The organism is Cyanobacteria bacterium GSL.Bin1, assembly GCA_009909085.1.
GTDB lineage: Bacteria > Cyanobacteriota > Cyanobacteriia > Cyanobacteriales > Rubidibacteraceae > Halothece.
The window spans coordinates 1-19,352 of sequence record JAAANX010000025.1 but is presented as its reverse complement, the minus strand read 5'-3'; the positions used below and the strand labels follow the sequence as shown (position 1 = coordinate 19,352).

The window sequence follows — 19,352 nt, the reverse complement described above, 5'->3', positions numbered from 1 at the left end:
TTTTATGACTGAATCACTTCAATGATTGCTTGGCGAGAAGTCTCCGTCTTCAGCAACTTCACTTGCAGATAAGAGGGAGGGAAATAGGGGAGTCGATCAGCCCATTCAATGGCTGTAATTCCCGGTGTGACTTCCTCACCTTCCCAATAGGTTTCGGGAAACAGTTGCGCGATCGCGCTTTGATTTTCCAACCGATACAGATCCAGATGATACAGCGGCATTCTTCCCTCTAGATACTCATTAATTAGGGTAAAGGTGGGACTAACAATTGGTGTCGTAATCCCTAAGCCTTCTCCTAACCCTTGGACAAATGTCGTTTTTCCTGCCCCTAAATCACCAAAGAGCAAAACCACACTATTAGCGGGAAGAAAAGTTGCAAAGAGTTTTCCTAATTCCTGTGTTGCCTTCGTATCAGCCAGAGAAATGTGCCAAGATGATTCCTTCATAAATACCTGTGTTAGAATTGCTGCGACTTAGCTAGGAGTTAACTTCATTGTTGTGAGCGATCGCGCTATCCAAATCTTCCTGCTTGATGCTGACCTCGTCTTCTCAGAAGGACTGACCAAAGTTCTCAATGCCCGAGAAGACACCCATATTATCGCCCAAGCTCAAACCCTAGAACAAGCCCGTCACCAACTAACCACTTTCAATGCGTTGCCGGATGTCTTTGTTTTAGATATTCATCTCACGGCGGATGAAGAGACCCGACTGGGAGTGCAGTTTTGTCAGGAACTCAAACAGAATTATCCCAATTTACCTTTATTTGTTCTCACCACGGTTACGGCTAATTCTGTGCTGCGATCGCTGCGGAGTTTGGGGATTGAAGGCTACAGCCGAAAACGGACTCCCCTCGACGAATTAGTCCACGCCCTGCAACAAGTAGCGAGAGGGGAACTGTATTGGCAACAAGGAAAAGTGAAAGTGAATGACTCCCAACGTCAACTCCCGTCTGCTTCTCCTCCCCAAGCGATTACGCCCCCCCGTTGGCTGACCCGACAAAGAGAAACAGGTTTAGCCGAAATTGAACGAAATCTCGCCCGTGTGGAAGCAATTTTAGAAAAAGACGAACTATCAAATTTTGATTGGCTGTTCTGGAGTGGGTTACGGCGAGAATTAAAAACAGCGCGCTGGATTGTTCAACAACTGTTACCGGTAGAGGTGGTCGTGGTTAGTGAAGAAGCGGAATCAGAAGCGATTGAAAACAATTCCAATTCAGAAGCAGAACTGCCCCCGTTGTTAACCTCTCTACCGACGTCTCTCAGTGAAACCCTCTTACAAACGACTTTAGGGAAAATTCAATTGGGCCTTGTTAATAATAGCGGTTACACCCTAGAAATTGATATTCTCAGCCCGGAAAAAAAGCGAGAACTTTTATATTTAGTGGTCCAGGAATTTCAGGAAATCCTGACGCAATTACAGTTTGTTCACTTATCCTTAGAAGATTTACCCGAGCGGCGATCGCTGCTGCTGCGAGAATTATGGCAAACTTGCCTCACCCGTTGGATTAGCAAGTATGTCGAACTTTCTCAATTCCCGGCGACAGCGGGTTCAATTGTGGAGTTTGTCATCCGTGAAGCCCCACTGGTCGAAAGCATGAGGTTGAATAAACTCCCTGCTGTGACCGCTTTATTGGCATATTTACTCTACGAAGAACCTTTAAAAATCGATCAGGTTTCCTATCGCCCCGAATCTCCAGAAGCCCAAGCTCGCGCCGAAATGCTACTCCATAATTTAATTCTGGTCGTTGCCAATGCCGTGATGCAAGTGATTTTAAATCAGTTTGGGGAGCAAGAAAGGGTTAAAAATACTCTCTATGCTAATCAATATCGCTCCTCTCGGGAAATCGCTCGCTTCCGTAACGAATTATCTTGGCAGTATCGCCAAACTTACTATATCCAAGAACCAAAAGCGATATTTGAGAGTCGTCATGAATTGTTAGTTTTACGAGGCAATCGCATCCAAACCGTATCGGTTTATGCCCCTCGCAGAGAAGATTTAGAACAGTTGCAAGGCATCCGTTTAGGGGTGACCATTGCTTTAGAATTTCGGGACGCGATCGCGCCTCGGTTTCGAGCCGTTTTTGGGGTCGTGGGACAAGCGGTGGTCTATTTATTGACGCAAGTGATTGGTCGCGGGATTGGTTTAATTGGACGGGGCATTCTGCAAGGGATTGGTAAAAGTGTGGAGAGTAAGCGCGATCAACAATAGCCGTTTATTGGATCAATTGACTTTGCTTTGTGTCCTTAAAAAGTCTTCAACATCCTGACTGGCAATGGGTTTAGAGAAGAAATAACCTTGACCGTATTCACAACCAATTGCCCGGAGAAACTCTAAATGAAACGGTGTTTCGATTCCTTCTGCGATCACATTCATTCCTAAATTATGACTTAAATCAACAATAGTGCGAGTAATATCAGAATTGTCCCAGTTTTCTTCAATGCAATGAACAAATGATTGGTCAATCTTCAAGGTATCAACAGGAAAACGATGCAAATAACTTAACGAGGAATAACCCGTCCCAAAGTCATCAATACTGATTTGAATGCCGAGGGCTTTAAGAGCATGCAATTGCTTGAGAATGCCTTCGATATTGTACATGATTATACTTTCAGTAATTTCCAACTTGAGACGGCGGGGATTGAATTGAGTCTCGTGCAAAATTCTTTGAACAGAATCAACGAAGTTTTTTTCTAAAAACTGCCGACCTGAAAGATTAACACTGATCCAAAGCGATGGCAAATCGGTAAACCTCTGTTGCCAAGCCTGCATGTGCTGACAGGCTTCTTTCAAAATCCATGTTCCCAAGGGAGCAATCAAGCCGGTTTCTTCGGCTAGGGGAATAAACTGATCGGGAAAAACCAAACCCCGCTTGGGGGAGTGCCATCGCACTAAAGCTTCAAAACCGGCAATTTCGTTATTCTGAAGATCTATAATCGGTTGGTAACACAGTTGAAACTCACCGGCTTGAATCCCATGACGGAGATCTTCTTCTAACTCTAAGCGATAAATTGCTTGGTCGTGCATGTCTTCGACGAAGAACGCACAAGCAACGCCTGACTCCCTCGCACGATTCATCGCAGTATGGACATTACGAATCAAGGATTCTGGGTCTAGGGGATTGGCTGGATTGCATAGGACAGCCCCGATACTGATGGTGGTTTGAATTTGATGTTGACTGAGCGTGACCGGAATTTGAAGTTCTTGTTTTAAACAATTGGCAACCTCAATCACTTCCTCGGCATCAGAGACAGAGCGTAAAAGTACTGCAAATTCATCCCCACCCATTCGAGCGACGATATCTGCCCGTTGAAGACAGCGACGAATGCGTTGAGCGACAAGCAAGAGCAGTTGATCTCCCACCTGATGCCCAAAGCTCTCGTTGATCAGTTGAAAGCGGTCTAAGTTGAGACAGAGCAAGGCAAGTTGGTTTTTAGCCCTCTGTTTGTGGGAAATCTGAGTCAACTGCTTGGACAAGGTAGCGCGGTTGAGAAGACCCGTCAAGCTATCGTAGGAGCGGAAGTAGAGAACTCGGTAGGCAAGAGCAATTGTCCCTGAGACTAAAAACGCGATCGCGCTGGGAATCAGCGGAATCCATCCGCCTTGCCAAAACAACAGCCAGCTGATTCCGTAATTGCCCAGCAGCATTAGCGTCCCGACCCCAAAGAAAATCAAGGGATAGCGGCTGGACCAAGCAAGCGCTCCCCCCACGGCAGACCATCCCAAAATCCAAAGGATCTCTCCTCCGTCTGCCCAGTACCACCGCAGAGGTTGCTCATCAAGGACAGTACTCAAAATTTGGCTGACCATCTGGGCGTGAACCACTACTCCCGGCATCAGAGTTTTCTCTTGATCGTCTGCAGAAAAGGGGGTCAGAAATAAATCCTTGCCACTCGGGGCGGTTGTGCCAATCAAGACGATCTTGCCTTTGACCCAAGCGGGGTTATAATTTCCGGCTAAAATGTCATTGAAGCTGAGATGGCGGGCGACGTCACGATTGGAATAGTTCAGCAACACTTGCCACCCTGCCGTTTCTTCAGTCTCTAGGACATACCCCCCAGCATTAGCTCCTAAGGCAGGAAATTCAGTGTTGTTAATGGTCATCAAGTCGGAATTTAGCTCAACTGTCGGCTTGTCTAAATACTGCAAACTCAGTCGGAGGGCAAAGGAGAGGTAATCTTGTCCGGCTATTTGCACATACATCAAGTTCCGACGCACCACATTGTCGGGGTCAATGATAATGTCATTAAAGCCGACTCTTGCTTCGGGAACATTAGCAGGGGCAGGGATATAAGTCGCTCCAGGAGCTTTTAAGGTTTCGATCATTACCACATTGTCTGCTGCCAGTTCCTGGAGTAAGGCGTCTCGACCGGGCAGTTGGGGAATGTCTCGATACAAATCCAGTCCGATTGCCTGCGGTTGATGCTGCTGCAAGATTTGGATCGCGTCTGCAATTACTTGGTCGCTCAGGGGCCACTGTTGTTGTTGTTGAATGGTTACTTCATCGATCTCGACAATTAACAGGCGCGAATCGAGGGCAGTTTCGGGAGTAGAGCGAACCAAAAAGTCGTAGGCAGCCAACTCCCACCCCTGCAACTGTCCGAGTTGTCTAGTGCCAATTACGGCGCCAGTTGCTAAGAAACTGGCGGCTACAAGCGGCCAGTTCACCCGATTCGAGAAGGGGGAAGAAGATCGGACCCATTGTGAGATGGCGTTGAAAAGTTGCATCGAATTAAACTTGCCCTTGCTCCTGATTAACTCAGATGAAGTTCGTAGACAGCAGCGCGATCGCGCCCTTGTTCTTTTGCACTATATAGAGCCTGATCGGCATGAGCAATCAGACTGGCTGGGGCTTGCTCCAGACTCGGCACAATGCTGGCTGCCCCACAACTGAGGGTGACATAGGCACTGGCTTCAGAACTGAGATGAGGGATTTGCAAATTCCGAACACTTTGGCTTGCGCGTTCGGCTATTTTTACCGTTGTCTCTAGGGAACTTTTAGAGAGTAAAATGGCAAATTCCTCACCACCATAGCGAGCCACTAAATCGGTCGAGCGCACTGCCTTTTCGATCGCTTGAGCCACCATCCGCAAGCAATGATCCCCCGCTTGATGACCATAGGTATCGTTGTACTTCTTAAAAAAATCAATGTCACAAAGAATCACCCCTAGCTCTTCTTGTTTTTCACTGCCTTGCAGCCAGCGTCGTTGAAATTCCTCATCAAAGTAACGGCGATTGGCGACTTGGGTTAAGCCGTCTACCGAAGCCAAGCGTCGTAAATCTCGCGCTGTATAAGTTGACACCATGACAGCAGCAGCGAACAGCCCCGTTAAAGGGGCAACTCCCGGCAACCACCACCCGCCTAAAAAGGCTAAATAGGTAATGCCCACTAGCCCAACTCCAGCTACCAGCACCCCCACTAGAGTCCCCCCGACGGACAAATAGATCCGTTTCGTCAGCGGACTCGCTGTTAATAAGTACAAGCTAATCTTTGCTCCCGCAATAGTACAACAAGCAATCCAGAACCATTCTAGCGGGTCGGGCAGCACTCGGATCAAAGGGCGATTGTCAAGGGCTGCACTCAGCAGTTGGCTCGTAATATTGGCATGGATCACGACCCCCGGCACAAGCGGATCGTCAGAAAGATAAGGCGTGGTAAATAAATCGTTTAAACTGGGAGCGGTGGCGCCAATCAAAACGATCTGATCGGTGAAGAGATCTGGCGGCAGATCATTTTCTAAAACGTCCCGCACCGAAACTGTCTGAAACACTAAGCCGCGATAATTGAGCAGAACTTGGTATCCGCCATTGTCAACGTTGATATAACCGCCATCATTCCGGCGCAAGGGGTTTAAAATGGCTTGACCCAGTTGAATCTTGCTCTGGTTTTCCTGGCGAAACGGCAGGAGAAGATTTCGCCAAATCCCCCCTGCTTCAAGGGAACCGGCTGTATTTCCAACCGCAACATTTTTGGCTTCGAGATAAGTTAAAGCCACCTGTGTTCCCAGACCGACTTTTTGCCGCTCACCTTGTTTCACCGCTAGTAAAGCGCGACGCACTTTCCCATCCGCATCGCGAATAATATCAGCTAATGCCACTTGGTTAAGTTCTTCTAAAACAGGATTTGCCTTAACGGTTACCTTGACTGCTTTTTCCACACCGTATAAATGGGGCATGGCACGGAAGGTTTGATGCAACTTCTCGCGCCCTTCCCCCGAGGGCAGATCCCGATAGAGATCCAGCCCGACCGCGATCGGGTCTTGTTGATTAATCTGGCGTAACAGTCTGGCCAGTTGACCGTCAGTAATCGGCCAACTGTTAAGATATTCCAAATCGGATTCAGTCAGTTCAACGATTACAATGCGAGGATCAACCGGTTCAGCGGGACGGCGGCGGATTAACCAATCGAACATCACTAACTCCGCCCCTTGAAATAACCCGGCCAAACTAGCCAAAACCACTAGGGCAGCGATTCCGAAAGCAGCGGTTAAAATCCCCTGATTACGGACAAAGTGAGTCAGCAACGAAAAATGTTTCATACCGGGGTTAGCTTTTCGGGATTAGGGTTCGGGAAAAATCGGTTGGTTGGAGATGGCTTCTAAGCCAGCAGTGGTCAGGAGATTGTCCCAAGCTTGCGCGATCGCGCGATTATCCGGTTCAGCTTGCCGTAAGGCGGCGAGAAGAGTTGCTGTTTCGTACCAAATTCCCGCTTCACTGTAAAGGGCAACTTGGTTCACTAAAGCGTTGTCCTCATCAACAGCCGGGGATGAGAGAGAAGGGTCTAAAGTCACTCGCTTGATCTGACCCGCTACCGTTGGACTGTCAGGGCGCAGCTGATCGTTACACATCAAGGCAAAGTACCAAGAATAGTTTTGGTTAATCGCCAACTCTGGTCCGTCCTCTGGGAGGTCAATCCGAATTATCCCAGGCGTTTGGGGAAGATCGACAGAGGTATAGTAATGATTTTCTTGTTGGTCGCCCTTAATACTGAAAAATGCTTTCGAGGCGCTGGTGTCTCCCACATACACCAAAATGCTGGGACGACCCTGAGTGGTCAAACCGGCAAAGTCTTGGGGAACAACCGGGACCAGGTAAGGGGAAACCTCGGTCGCATCGCCAGGGCAATTCCTTCCGCGAGACCCCCCACCGCTAGAGGTTAGGGGCTGATCGTCATCAGGAGGATTAAAAACAACGTCTAAAATTGGGCTGTCCATCTCCTGTGCTGAAACAACAGGATGAACAGGGGGATTGGCGAGTAAGCTCGTTGAGACTAACAACAGAGAAATTTTCCTAATCATGGCAGATTTCCCATAAACAGAATTTTGGGGTGATTGCTTTAGATGCTTAAGTATTTTACCGAACCGATGTGTCAAATGCTTGAGCCATTTTGCTGAAGGTTGCGGAAACTCAAATCGGCAAAAGCTTAGAAAAGGGTATATGAAACTGAAAAATAAAGCCCTTGTTCTTGTAAGGTTTCGTCGCGATCGTCAACGTCCACTAACGGGATTCCCCAGTCAAAACGAGCCGTCAAACGATCGCCAGTTTGCCAACGTAAACCGAGACCGACTCCAGCTAAGACATTAGAATCCAGTTCAGGACGGTCTTCACCGTTACGATCATTGTTCCAGGCAATGCCGAGATCAACAAAGGGGGCAACTTGCAGAACACTATCCCAGTCTTCAACGCGGAGTACGGGTAAACGCAGCTCGCTTGAAGCCAGCCAGCCATTATCGCTCAGCAATGCATCTTGTCGGTAACCCCGTACCGATCCTAGCCCTCCTGAGCCAAACTGTTCGAGGGGGGGGAGAGCTTGGGAAGCCAGTTGCAGGTCACTGCGAACCAGGAGCAAGGCATCTTCCCCTAACCGTCGCACCCACTGTCCCTGTCCGCGCCAAGCAAAGAAGCGGCTATCGGGGGCATCTTCATTGACAGTGGCATCAAACCAGTCCACCCCGACACTAAACTGCGATCGCGCTGCCAACACTTCATTCTCTCCCCGTTGGACCCACTCTTGAGAAAAACGCAGGGCGCTAATTCTCGTCTTTCCCTCCTCATCCGACCCGACTGAGAGTTGAAACGGTTCATCGCCAAATAAGAAATTTTCACTTTCTTGGCGAGTGGCGGTGATTCCCAGTGTCAGTTCTTCGGTGGGCGTTAAAATCACCGGTTGATCAAAACTCACTTCGTAATAGCGATAATCCGATTGAATATCGAGGGGGGTAAAGGGATCTTCAATTACTTCGCTGTCGCTTTGCCCGTAGGCAAAGCGGAGATTGCCATTGCGAGGGTTAACGGGAACGCGATAGCTGAGATCAAAGGCATCGCTCCCATCGGTATTGGTGTAACTGACAAAGGCTTCATCCCCATAGCCCAGAAGATTGCTTTCAGTGATCGAAGCTTGCCGTTGTATCGTACCGACACTAGGGGAACGTCCGTTGTCAACGAGCAAATCGAGAGCAAACGTATCTGCGGTTTCCGCTTGGACCGTGAGTAAATTAATGCCCACTTCCGGCGTTGCGGATAATTCTGCCGAAATGGATTGAATTAAAGGGTCCAGTTGTAGGAGCTGCAGGGCAGACTGTAACTCATTAATTTGTAAGGGAGTTTCGGCAGCCAGGGCAAGTCGTTCGCGAATATAGTCAGGGTTTAAACGTCCTTCGACATTGACTGTAATCTCTCCTAATCCTCCTTCAATGACTTGAATTGTCACTACTCCATCCGTGAGTTTTTGGGGGGGGAGAATTGCCCCCGAGGTGACATACCCTTGGCGCACATAGTAGTTCGTAATTTCGTTGCGCGCCTGCAGGAGTTCGCTGAACGTCAGAGGACGATTAGTATAGGGAACAAGGAGGTCGTTCAATTCTTCATCGGAAAAGACGCTACTGCCCACCACCTTAAAGGCCTTAACGGTTAGAGTCCTCGGAATCTCATCGGGAGGTGCCGCATCTGGGGTAGGGGGAGGAGAAAGCAGTTCCTCTGATGGCGGTAGGGGACGCGGTTGCAACTCTTCGAGGGGAGCAGCGGAGGGAGGTTTGACATCGCCGGCGCCCGTTTGGGCAAGGGAAAGGGGAGCCAAGGCAAAACCCGCTAACAGGATTAAAGCAGAGCCGGCAGAACACAATTGAAGCTGACGGGGCATGATCCAGATCCGGGCTTGCTGAGGCTGAGATTGAGAGCAATTGAACATCTATTCCCTATACTTTTATCTAGATTACAATCATAAAATTCCCTAATTCTGATTCAGGAGATCAACTGATCCTATGACCAGTTCCCCACCAAGACAAAAGGCGTCCAGAAAAAGGGGTGGTTAAAATCTTCAGAGCGGAGGAGTTTTAGCTGGGCTTCCCGCAGTGCTTCCGCTTTAGAAATATTGCCCTGCCGCTGGCTGAGGCGTTGATAAAATTCGCTCATTAAGCGGGCGGTGGATTGGTCCTTGACTGACCAGAGAGTCGCGATGGTACTCCGAGCCCCTGAGCGCACTGCCATTCCCGCCAGTCCCAGGGCTGCCCGTTTGTCTCCGGCTGCGGTTTCACAAGCACTCAAAACAAGGAGTTCAACGGGTCGGTTAGTGCCGGTTTCTCTGGCTTTGAGGAGGTTTTCAAACTCATTGACCGAGACTCTACCTTCCCAGGTCAGGATAAAGGTAGTACTGGGGAAAGAGGTAAAGACACCGTGGGTTGCCAGATGAATAATCGGGAAGGGAGTATCGGCAATTTCTTGGCGGAGACGGTCTTGGGTGAATGCATCATTGAGCAAAACTTCCGCTGGCAGGGTCTTGGCAATTTGGTCAATTTCAGTTTCTACTTCGGGGAGAGCCACAAATCCTTGACGGGGTTCGCTGAGTCCGCCGGTAAAGGCGCGGAGGTTATCCGCCAAGCTCTGCTCGGAGGGGAGGAGTCGTAAGCCGGGGGTGAGGGCAATGGCATACTGCTCGATGAGATATTGGTCGCCGTCAAAGAGGGCAGCCATCGGGACATTACGGAGAGTGCCATCAAGGACAAAGACAAGGGTTTGGATGTCGTGTTGGACAAGTTGGGGTAAGGCGGGACGGATCAGCCAGTCATAGACTTGGGTAGATAGCTGGCGGCGAATCTCGTTGGGGAAGGCGGGGTTGAGGGATTGCAGAAGTCGGTCAAGGGTGGCTTCGACTTCGGTGCTTGATGTAGGAGTAGAGTAGTAAGTTAAGGGTTGACCCGGAACAGAGACAATCACTGCCAGTTGCTCTGGTAAAATCATGGGATAAATCACCCCAGCTTGGGCGTCAATCTCTTCGATTGATGTCTCCTGTACATCCAGACAGGCTTCCCGAAAATAGTTATCCAGTTCGGCAACTTGCAAGGACTCAATCACGTCTCTGGCGCGTTTGAGATTGTCTTGAGCAATGGAGACCGTTTTGGGAGTATCGCTTTGTTTGCGGAAGGCAGTTTCTGCTGTCGGGTTGAGCAAGAGAGACACCAATTCTCGGTAAACCGGTTCAACGCTCTCTTGAAAGGAATACTGTTGGTTGGTATTGAGGGCCACCAAATCACTGCGAAGACGGTCCAGGGTATCAACGGCTACCGTGTAGGACGCGATCGCGCTTTCGATCTCTCCCTGTGCCTTACTGATTCGTCCTAGTTGCCATTCCCACTGATAAGAAATCTCAGGGGCAGAGGCTTGTTGCGACAAATTCAAAGCCTGACGGGTGAGTTTCCGGGCTTCCCGATAGCTCTGGTTCTGCTCGTAGAGTTTCCCTAATGTTCCTAGCGCATAAGATTCCGCGCGAGGATCCGCCAATTTTCGCGCTTGCTGAACTGCGTCTGCCAACATCTGGGCAAGATCACTTTGATTGACAAAAGTCGGATCTTGTTGCTGCAACTGCAAAAGGCTTTCGGCAAAGTTGACCCGCATATTCACCCCAAAACGGCTGGGAGACAACCCGGCGATTTGTTCTTGAATCGCGGGAATGAGGGCCGACGCGGTTGCGAAGTCTTCGGTATTAATCAGTAAGTTGAATAAGTTTAAACGGGCTTCGAGTTGCAGAGCAGGACTCGGAGCCGTGTCAATCACTTGTTGATAAAGCTCAACTGCCCTCTCTGTTTGATTCTGCGCACTCGCTGTATTCGCCAGACTAAAGCGAATCTGACTGATTTGCTCCGCTAACTGCAACGGTTGCGCCGAAGCTAAAGCATTTTCTAGCACCGCTTGCGATTCGTCTAAATTCCCCACTACCTGCAAGGTACTGCCGAGACTCTGTAGTCCCTGCACTTTCAAGGCAGAATCCGGTTGCGAGGCAAGCTGCCGATTGATCTCCTGCAAGCGGAGATTCGCCTGACGGTATAACCCCAGGGATTGCAAGGCTTGTGCCTGATTAAGTTGCGCCCCAATCATCCCCTGCTCGTCCTCTAATTGCCGATAGAGCGTTTCCGTTTCTTCCCAAGTGGCCAGAGCTGTTTTAGGCTGTCCTTGGGCAAGTTGGAGCCTCCCTTGGATATTGAGGACTTGAGCAATCAAGTCACGGGGAAATGACCCCGAGTTGAGCCAGCGTAAACTGGCTTGAAGAGACTGTTGGGCTTCTTCTCCTTGCCCCAGTTGCTGATATGCCGAAGCGAGATAAGCCAGCGTCAGGGCTTGATACCCGCGTTGTTTTTGCTCTCGGAAGGTCGTTTCTGCCGCTTGCCAAGCCGTTACCGCTTCTTGATAACGTCCTTGCTCATAGGCCGTGCGCCCCGCTTGCAGGGGGGAATCTGTGGCAACTGTTTGAGCAACCGCCGTGGTAGAAATCGGGAACAGCACGGAGGAACCGACCGCTATGCCAAACCCGATCAAAGCGATGAAAAAATAGGGAAGCAGTTTGGACTTGTTCATCTTACGTTTTCTTGGGAGTTAAGGGTTCGACAATCAATGACTTGCTTCGACGCGCTCTCGAGTGAAGGATTGGGAGTTTGGGCAACCAGCCAAATTTCCCCATTGGCATCACTCACCCAGCCCTGCGCCTCAATCGCTTGTTCTGGAGGGGTCACTTCTGGGGGAGCTTGGGCAACAGTTTCATTTCCAAGAGGGCGTAGATCTTGCCATACCGCTGCCCCGCGCAAAGTTTGGTTCGGCGCTTCCGGCAATCCTCCCCGTCCGGTAACGACAAAGACATTGCCTTCAGTGGCGGCACAGCCTTGAGCAATTAAATTCGTGACATCCACAGGGGTATCGGGCAGTTCTACTAAGCCTTCGCTGGGGTCAACCTCGGGAGAATTAATCGTAATAATCCCCTGAAACTCTGCCCCGAGTTCAGAACTGGCGGTAATATCGGATAAATCGGTTTGCTGTTCCCGTACCTGGAGCCCGAAGATGGCGTTGGTCGTAATATTGACCCGTCCGCCTCTGGCATTAACGGCATTGGCGGTGATGTCGCTATTGTTCTGACCGATGAGAAAGGGCGCATCAATGGCAATATTGCCCCCAGGTTCTGTGCCTTGGGCATTAGCGGCAATGTTGCTATTGCGGTTTAGTTGCAGGAGGTCATTGGCGCTCAGGGTGACATTGCCCCGTCCTCCGCTGGCGGTGGAAGCAGTAATCAGTGCGCGATCGTCGAGTTCAATCAAGTTGCCGGTCACGGTAACATTCCCTGCTGAACCTTCTCCGGGGGCGACATCAGGATTATTACTACTACTAGGGAAATTGCTAGCACTAATGGTTGCTCCATCGCGAACGAGAACTTGATTACTGTTTACGGTGATATTGCCCCCGGCACCAGCTTGAGGAGATACCTGTCCATTACTGGGATTAATCGGGCTTAAGGAACTGGCAAAGAGTCCACTGGCAGCGATACTCCCGGTTCCAGATAACTCAACCCGCTCGGCAGAAATCTTTAAATCTCCACCATCCCCTGAACCGGCAGTAGAAGTGGCAATTTGCCCCCCGTCTGTAATCTCCAGGGTTTGGGTATTAACGATGATATCCCCTCCATTCGCCGTGGCTAACTGGGGAAGAAAGGGAGAATCAGAGGGAGCAACAAAGGAAAATAATCCCCCAGCACTCCCACTCGGCGAAGTTCCAACCAGCTGAATATCGGTGGCATTAACTTGTAACTGCCCCCCTTGCCCCCCACCGTCTGAGCCAGTTTGAATCCTCGCTCCGTCGGCAACGACAAGATTGTCTGCGGTCAGGTTTATCTCTCCGCCACTCCCTTGATAGGCAGGGGTTTCTCCCCGAGATAAAATGGAGCTTGCTCCCAAATCCTGGGCACCGCCGACTACTTCGACGGTGTCGGCAACAATGCTCACTTGACCGGCATTGCTGGGACTAAAGGATGAGGTAGAAAGCTGCGAGCCCCCCCCGATTCCTAAGTAGCCTGTATTGATCTTAAGTTCTCCCGCATTCCCTAAATTTGCCGTAATAGCAAACAATCCCGTTGGACCAAGGCGCGTTCCCCCAAGAGAGAGAATTTGATCAGCATTGACTTCTAAAACGCCAGCATCCCCTAAGCCAAACGTCTGAGCAGCAATTTGTGCCCCTTCTGAAAGGTTGAGGCCCCTGGTATTAATCGTGACGTTTCCGCCCTGTCCGGTTGCACCAGGACTGACTTCAGCAAAAATGCGGCTGGGAAAGAGCGGATTGCCTTCGTTATCGACGCGGACTCCCGATAGCGTCATTGCTTCTGTGAGATCAAGGGTCATTTCTCCGCCAGGAAGGTCGCCTTCGGTATTGCTCAAAAGAGCCGACCCCTCCTGAAGAGTTAGATTGGCGCCAATGACGCGCAAATTGCCGCCTCCGACACCGCTGACATCAGCCGAAGCGGTTTCGCTCAGGGAAATGTTCCCAAAACGTTCCACTGACTCGGGATTGAGTCGCCAGTCTTCACCGATCTCCAGCAACTCATTTGCGCCAACACTCGCCAGTTCAATCCGTCCGTCCTCAGCCGTCAGATTGCCCCCAGTCAGGTTAATCTCTCCCCCGGCTAAGACTAGGGTCTCTCCCATCCCGACACTTAAGCCTGGGTTGCGGTTGCTGCGATCAATGGCAAAGGTGTTGAAATCAAGCTGAAGATTGCTACCAGAGCCCGCAACAGTAATTGCCCCTGGACTTGCCCCATACTGCACCCCCACCGGCGCCGTCATCGTCAGCAGAGGCGGAGTAGCCGAGGAATCTGCGCTAAATTCTGTCCCGTCGGCGAAGCGTAAACTTTCCCCCGTCGTCGCAAAGAATGACCCCCCAATATCGAGTCGGGCATTTTCTCCGAAACGAATGCCATTCGGATTGAGTAAGAAAACATCCGCCGGTTGCGCCGTGCGGAGGAGTCCGTCAATCCGGGTCGAACTCTCCCCAGTCACTCGATTGATAATGGTTTGGATATTTGCTCCATTATTGAAGGTCACTGAGCCATTAGTAGGAATCGAAAAAGCTTCAAAGCTATGAAACAGATTACTCCCAGATACCTTTCCTCCTTCAATGGTGAAATTCGACCCGTCAAGCTGGTTGACTTGCGTTGAAAGCGTGTTGTCGGAGATCGGGGCAGACACTTGGGCGATTAAGGGGGCAGGAAAGATTAGCCCTAAGCTGAAAAGTGTCAATGAGTTTGACCAGAGAAGACGTTGACTATGTGACATCTTAAAAAATTGCGAGAGAACTTTTAGAAGGGAGTTGATCGGATATTGCTTCGGTCAATTTTAGGGTAGATATTCAAGTAAAAACTAACATGTTTTTAGTCATTGTTCCTAGATTCAAAAATCACGAATCGGGTTCAAAATAATCCCAAAAGCAAATAGCGCCTTTTTGTTTGTTTCCTTTCGTTAATCCCATTTCTCTTTCAGTTAAATTTGGCGATCGCTGCTGAAAGTTTTACTGTCAAGAAACTGACGTTTTGCTCGACTGAGACAGGAAACACTTAAACAAAATCCAATTGGAAGAGGAAGTCGTTAAAGTCTTGGTCGCCCCCGCCAGAAAGGTCTTCAATGCCCAGGGTCTTGTCGCTGACACGGAAGTGCTCAGCCCCATCAGCGTTAGCAGCCAGATCAGGGAAGTAAGCTTGAACCCCTTCGGGAAGTGCTGCCGGGATTTGATTAAGGTCTCCCCCATTAGCAAGGAGAAAGGGAACCACGAACTCGCCGGCGGTGAACTCAATGGAGCCGGTTTGTCCTCTGGTGAGAAGGGCATCTTCAGCATTGGTCAAAGCGGCTTGGGTATAGCGGTCGTCACCGGGATTGACATCGGCGATACCATCATCGTCGGTATCGATGCCACCAGCTTCGTCAACCACGGTATAGAAGCCAACCACGTTGTTATAGCCGGCATCAGAGGTGACCGCAGAAGCTAACTGAGCAGTAACCACCTCTCCGGCGGGTCCAAAGACCGCCTCATTGGTGAGGTCAAACAAGCCCGATCCAGTTAGAACCGACGAGTCAGAGGAATCAACCTTATCAACACTAGTTGTGCCACCCCAAGAGGGATCATCTTTTCCCCAGAGGCTTTCAGTTCTTCCTTCTTCAAAGCTAAGGAATGCCCCTGTCAGCGACATCATCGTCGAAATATTGCTCAGGAACTGCTGCCAAGAGGTGTCATTTCCTCCCCAGAGGCTATAGTACACATCCTCAATGGAAGACCAAGAGGTGTCATTTCCTCCCCAGAGACTTTCGTAAATTTGGGACTCATAAACCATCTCAGCGATGTCATAGGAACGGTCGATGGTAAGGTTTTCGGCAGCAGTTGTGGGATCAGCTAGCATTTCAGTTACACTAGTCTGGAGTTGATTGGCTAAGTGTGCTTGAGCATCTGTTTGGAGCATCTCCAAATCAATGAGGGCACTTTGACGATCCCACCCAATGACATCGAAGGTAAGCAGATCGAGATCAGAAATCGTCATGCGTTCGCCGAGGTCGATGTCGGGGTCCATAATGCCTAAAGGATTACCTGAGTTTTTCCAGTGGCTGGCTTGGGCGCCATCTACACTCACTCCTTTAGCAAAGTTGCCAAGCTTGGTGTTCCCGTTGTCAATTGACAAGTATTGAGTGGCACCAGGAGTGAGTTCTGTCATCATCGTGCCTTTAGTTTGACTAGAATAACGGAATAAATCGAGGGGAGTCAGTTGGGGGAGATTATCGACTAAGATGTCATAGCCGTACTTTGAGGATAAATTCCCAGGGGTAGATTCCAGATTAATAGTTGCTGTTAATAAGGGGGAGATATCAATTCCACTGACAAAGCCGAGGGTATGACCGATTTCATGGAGAGCAACGCTGAGGGCGTCAATTTGGTCAGAGCCGACCTCCGCGTTGACTGCATCGTAGTCCCAACTGACATTGGTATGTGCCGAGAGGTCATTCATGAGAATCAGACCATCGAGCTTTGTTTGTGCGCCACCCACCATCCCAATTGCTTTGGCATTGGCTCGAGTCAGTTTCAGCTCTGAGGTCGATGGAGTTTCCGTATGATTTTTTCCCCTGATCCGAACTGTATGGTAAGAGTTGGTACTCAGATTACTAGTGGCTGCCGTGTCATCGTTGCTGATTTGATCATTCACGAGACTATCGTGGATGGCGCCATACTGCTGATAGGCGGAATAGCCCATTAAAGCTCCCCCAGCGACATCACTAGGTAGCTGATTGCTCATCCCTACATAGAGATGAACAGTGGCATTGTCACCGAGATAGTTTTCCCAGATGCGGGCAGCCATCTCATAGGTCACCATCATTTCAAGGGTTGTACCAGGGGCAAAACTAAGTTGAATGTCTGTCATGGCTTTTTCAAGAAAATACGAAGATGCTTAGCTCTTTATGTGAAACTGACGTTTTGATTTGCTGAGACGGGAAACACTTAAGCAAAATCCAATTGGAAGACGAAGTCATTAAAGTCTTGGTCGCCCCCGCCAAAAAGGTCTTCAATGCCCAGGGTCTTGTCGCTGACACGGAAGTGCTCAGCCCCATCGGTGTTAGCAGCCAGATCAGGGAAGTAAGCTTGAACCCCTTCAGGAAGTGCTGCCGGAATTTCATCAAGGTCTCCCCCATTAGCGAGGAGAAAGGGAACCACGAACTCGCCGGCGGTGAACTCAATGGAGCCGGTTTGTCCTTTGGTGAGAAGGGGATCCTCGGCATGAGCTAAAGCAGCTTGGGTATAGCCATCGTCACCGGGATTGACATCGGCGATACCATCATCGTCGGTATCGATACCACCAGCTTCGTCAACCACGGTATAGAAGCCAACCAGATTGTTAAAGCCCGCATCAGAGGTAACCGCAGAAGCTAACTGAGCAGTAACCACCTCTCCGGCGGGTCCAAATCTTGCTTCATTGGTGAGGTCAAAGATTCCCTCCTCTGTTAGGACGGGCGAATCAATTCCTTCTTCAAACGTGGAAAATTTAGCAACTAGATGCATCAACTGAGTGAGGGTCTCAGGAATGACCTGCCAAGTCGTGCCGTTGCCTCCCCAGAGGCTGTTATAGACATCACTAATCGATGACCAACTTGTGCCGTTACCTCCCCAGAGACTTTCGTAAACCTGGGATTCATAGATCATTTCCGCAAGATCCCAAGAGAGGTCGTCTTGGAGGTTATCCCATTTGCCCGGGTTGGCTTCGAGGTCGGCATAAGTTTTGACGCCCTTGGCCTGCTGCACCAAGTCGTCTTGAACGGCTTGCTCGAGGCTAGCGAGGTCGTAGCCCAGATTTTGGCGGTCCCAACCGATGACATCAAAGGCGCGGAGGTCAAGCTCTTCGATGGTCATCGTTTCCCCTGTGCTAATCGTGGGATCCATGATGCCCAGGGGATTGCTGCTATTTTTCCAGTGGCTGGCTTGGTAGCCGTCTCCCCCTAAGCTAGTCGCCAGTCCTTCGGAGAAATCGCCGAGGTTGGTCGAGCCGTTGATCGAGAAGTAGGGGTGATTGCCGATGGTGAACTCGGTGGTTCGAGTGCCAGCGGTATCTAGAGAACGACGGAACAGATCGAGGGGGGTAATGTGATGGAGGTTGTTCACCAAGTCTTGGTAGTAGCTGGATGAAGTTTCTTCAACTTCTGCGCTTTGGAAGTTTTCGGTAGCAATCAGTAAGCCGGGAGCATCCAACCCACTGACATAGCCCAGGGTATGACCGATTTCGTGGAGGGCAACGCTGAGGGCGTCAAGCTGGCTGGAACTGACGCTGTCGTCTACGGCATCATGATCCCAGACTACCGTTGAATGTGCCGAGAGGTCATTCATGAGAATGAAACCATCCAGCTTTGTTTGTGCGCCACCCACCATCCCAATTGATTTGGCATTAGCCCGCGCGAGTTTGAGTTGGGTATTTTCTATCTCGTAGATGGATTCTCCCTCGTCACTCTCAACGCGGACTTTGTGATAGGTGTTGCTGTCTAAGGTATTATCCCTGGCAGTGAAGTCATCGCTGCTGGTGGCATCGCTAACGAGGCTGTTGTAAACGGTACTGTAGTCTTGATAGGCAGAAAAGCCGGGTAAAGCCCCCCCAGCGACATTGGTGGGTAGAGAATCGGTGGTACCTACATAGAGGTTGACCGTGACATCGTCATCGAGATAAGTTTCCCAAATGCGGGCAGCCATCTCATAGGTCACCATCATATCCAGATGAGTGCCGAGGGCAAAAGAAAGTTGAATGTTAGTTGTCATGGCTTTTTCGAGAAAATACGAAGGTGCTTAAAGTTTGGCCTCTTTCTAGGAAACTGACATTTTGATTGACTGAGACGGGAAACACTTAAGCAAAATCCAATTGGAAGACGAAGTCATTAAAGTCTTGGTCACCGCCGCCAGAAAGGTCTTCAATACCCAGGGTCTTGTCGCTGACACGGAAGTGCTCAGCCCCATCAGCGTTAGCAGCCAAATCAGGGAAGTAAGCTTGAACTCCTTCAGGAAGTGCTGCCGGAATTTCATCGAGGTCTCCCCCATTAGCGAGGAGAAAGGGAACCACGAACTCGCCGGCGGTGAACTCAATAGAGCCGGTTTGTCCTTTGGTGAGAAGGGCATCCTTGGCATGAGCCAAAACCGCTCGGGTATATCCCTCCTCACCGGGATTGACATCGGCGATACCATCATTGTCGGTATCGATGCCACCGGCTTCGTCAACCACAGTATAGAAGCCAACCACGTTGTTATAGCCCGCATCAGAAGTGACCGCAGAAGCTAACTGAGCAGTAACCACCTCTCCGGCGGGTCCAAATCTTGCTTCATTGGTGAAGTCAAAGATTCCCTCCTCTGTTAGGACGGGCGAGTCAGAGCAATCAACAGCATCGGCAGAAGCAAGCTTACCTTTAGGAGCATTTTCAACAAAAGATCCGTGGGACTCCCCCACCTCGGAACAGGTGGGGGAGGAAAGCGGGTGAGTCGATACCGCTCGATGCGGTTGAGACTCACATTTTCTTAGGCTACACATAAGCCATTCG

Annotated in this window: 11 protein-coding genes; 1 reads left to right on the top strand and 10 read right to left on the bottom strand. The window is 50.0% G+C overall.

What is annotated here, in order from left to right:
* Positions 1-2 precede the first annotated feature (2 nt).
* Positions 3-446, bottom strand: coding sequence for a tRNA (adenosine(37)-N6)-threonylcarbamoyltransferase complex ATPase subunit type 1 TsaE (gene tsaE, locus GVY04_01080; protein ID NBD14770.1), 444 nt, complete (start codon positions 444-446; stop codon positions 3-5).
* A gap of 52 nt (positions 447-498) precedes the next feature.
* On the opposite strand from tsaE, the gene GVY04_01075 reads away from it, so the two are divergent.
* Positions 499-2,208, top strand: a complete 1,710-nt coding sequence (locus GVY04_01075) for a DUF3685 domain-containing protein (GenBank protein NBD14769.1) — start codon at positions 499-501, stop codon at positions 2,206-2,208.
* Positions 2,209-2,220: 12 nt separating this feature from the next.
* Here GVY04_01075 and GVY04_01070 read toward each other — a convergent pair whose 3' ends face one another.
* The 9 genes from GVY04_01070 to GVY04_01030 form a co-directional block, all read right to left on the bottom strand.
* Positions 2,221-4,725 (bottom strand): EAL domain-containing protein, encoded by a 2,505-nt coding sequence (locus GVY04_01070; protein NBD14768.1) that lies wholly within the window; start codon positions 4,723-4,725, stop codon positions 2,221-2,223.
* Between the two features lie 26 nt (positions 4,726-4,751).
* The gene (locus GVY04_01065; GenBank protein ID NBD14767.1) at positions 4,752-6,536 is read right to left on the bottom strand and encodes a diguanylate cyclase; all 1,785 of its coding nucleotides are present in this window, start codon (positions 6,534-6,536) and stop codon (positions 4,752-4,754) included.
* Between the two features lie 21 nt (positions 6,537-6,557).
* Positions 6,558-7,295, bottom strand: coding sequence for a DUF928 domain-containing protein (locus tag GVY04_01060; GenBank protein ID NBD14766.1), 738 nt, complete (start codon positions 7,293-7,295; stop codon positions 6,558-6,560).
* 125 nt (positions 7,296-7,420) lie between these two features.
* Positions 7,421-9,184, bottom strand: a complete 1,764-nt coding sequence (locus GVY04_01055; protein ID NBD14765.1) for a BamA/TamA family outer membrane protein — start codon at positions 9,182-9,184, stop codon at positions 7,421-7,423.
* 71 nt (positions 9,185-9,255) lie between these two features.
* Entirely contained in the window at positions 9,256-11,844 is a 2,589-nt protein-coding gene (locus GVY04_01050; GenBank protein ID NBD14764.1) for a CHAT domain-containing protein, read from the bottom strand.
* Positions 11,841-14,579: a filamentous hemagglutinin N-terminal domain-containing protein gene (locus GVY04_01045; protein ID NBD14763.1), complete on the bottom strand. Its 2,739-nt coding sequence runs from the start codon at positions 14,577-14,579 to the stop codon at positions 11,841-11,843. The genes GVY04_01050 and GVY04_01045 overlap by 4 nt, the downstream gene beginning before the upstream one ends.
* Positions 14,580-14,857: 278 nt before the next feature.
* Positions 14,858-16,705 (bottom strand): DUF4114 domain-containing protein, encoded by a 1,848-nt coding sequence (locus tag GVY04_01040; protein ID NBD14762.1) that lies wholly within the window; start codon positions 16,703-16,705, stop codon positions 14,858-14,860.
* Positions 16,706-16,782: 77 nt separating this feature from the next.
* On the bottom strand, positions 16,783-18,582 hold the full coding sequence (locus tag GVY04_01035) for a DUF4114 domain-containing protein (protein NBD14761.1): 1,800 nt from the start codon (positions 18,580-18,582) through the stop codon (positions 16,783-16,785).
* Between the two features lie 85 nt (positions 18,583-18,667).
* Positions 18,668-19,342: a DUF4114 domain-containing protein gene (locus GVY04_01030; GenBank protein ID NBD14760.1), complete on the bottom strand. Its 675-nt coding sequence runs from the start codon at positions 19,340-19,342 to the stop codon at positions 18,668-18,670.
* Between the last annotated feature and the right edge of the window lie 10 nt (positions 19,343-19,352).

Excerpts from the sequence above, each read along its gene's own strand:
- tsaE (NBD14770.1), bottom strand. The coding sequence starts at position 446 with ATGAAGGAATCATCTTGGCACATTTCTCTGGCTGATACGAAGGCAACA.
- GVY04_01070 (NBD14768.1), bottom strand. The coding sequence starts at position 4,725 with ATGCAACTTTTCAACGCCATCTCACAATGGGTCCGATCTTCTTCCCCC.
- GVY04_01065 (NBD14767.1), bottom strand. The coding sequence starts at position 6,536 with ATGAAACATTTTTCGTTGCTGACTCACTTTGTCCGTAATCAGGGGATT.
- GVY04_01060 (NBD14766.1), bottom strand. The coding sequence starts at position 7,295 with ATGATTAGGAAAATTTCTCTGTTGTTAGTCTCAACGAGCTTACTCGCC.
- GVY04_01055 (NBD14765.1), bottom strand. The coding sequence starts at position 9,184 with ATGTTCAATTGCTCTCAATCTCAGCCTCAGCAAGCCCGGATCTGGATC.
- GVY04_01050 (NBD14764.1), bottom strand. The coding sequence starts at position 11,844 with ATGAACAAGTCCAAACTGCTTCCCTATTTTTTCATCGCTTTGATCGGG.
- GVY04_01045 (NBD14763.1), bottom strand. The coding sequence starts at position 14,579 with ATGTCACATAGTCAACGTCTTCTCTGGTCAAACTCATTGACACTTTTC.
- GVY04_01040 (NBD14762.1), bottom strand. The coding sequence starts at position 16,705 with ATGACAGACATTCAACTTAGTTTTGCCCCTGGTACAACCCTTGAAATG.
- GVY04_01035 (NBD14761.1), bottom strand. The coding sequence starts at position 18,582 with ATGACAACTAACATTCAACTTTCTTTTGCCCTCGGCACTCATCTGGAT.
- GVY04_01030 (NBD14760.1), bottom strand. The coding sequence starts at position 19,342 with ATGTGTAGCCTAAGAAAATGTGAGTCTCAACCGCATCGAGCGGTATCG.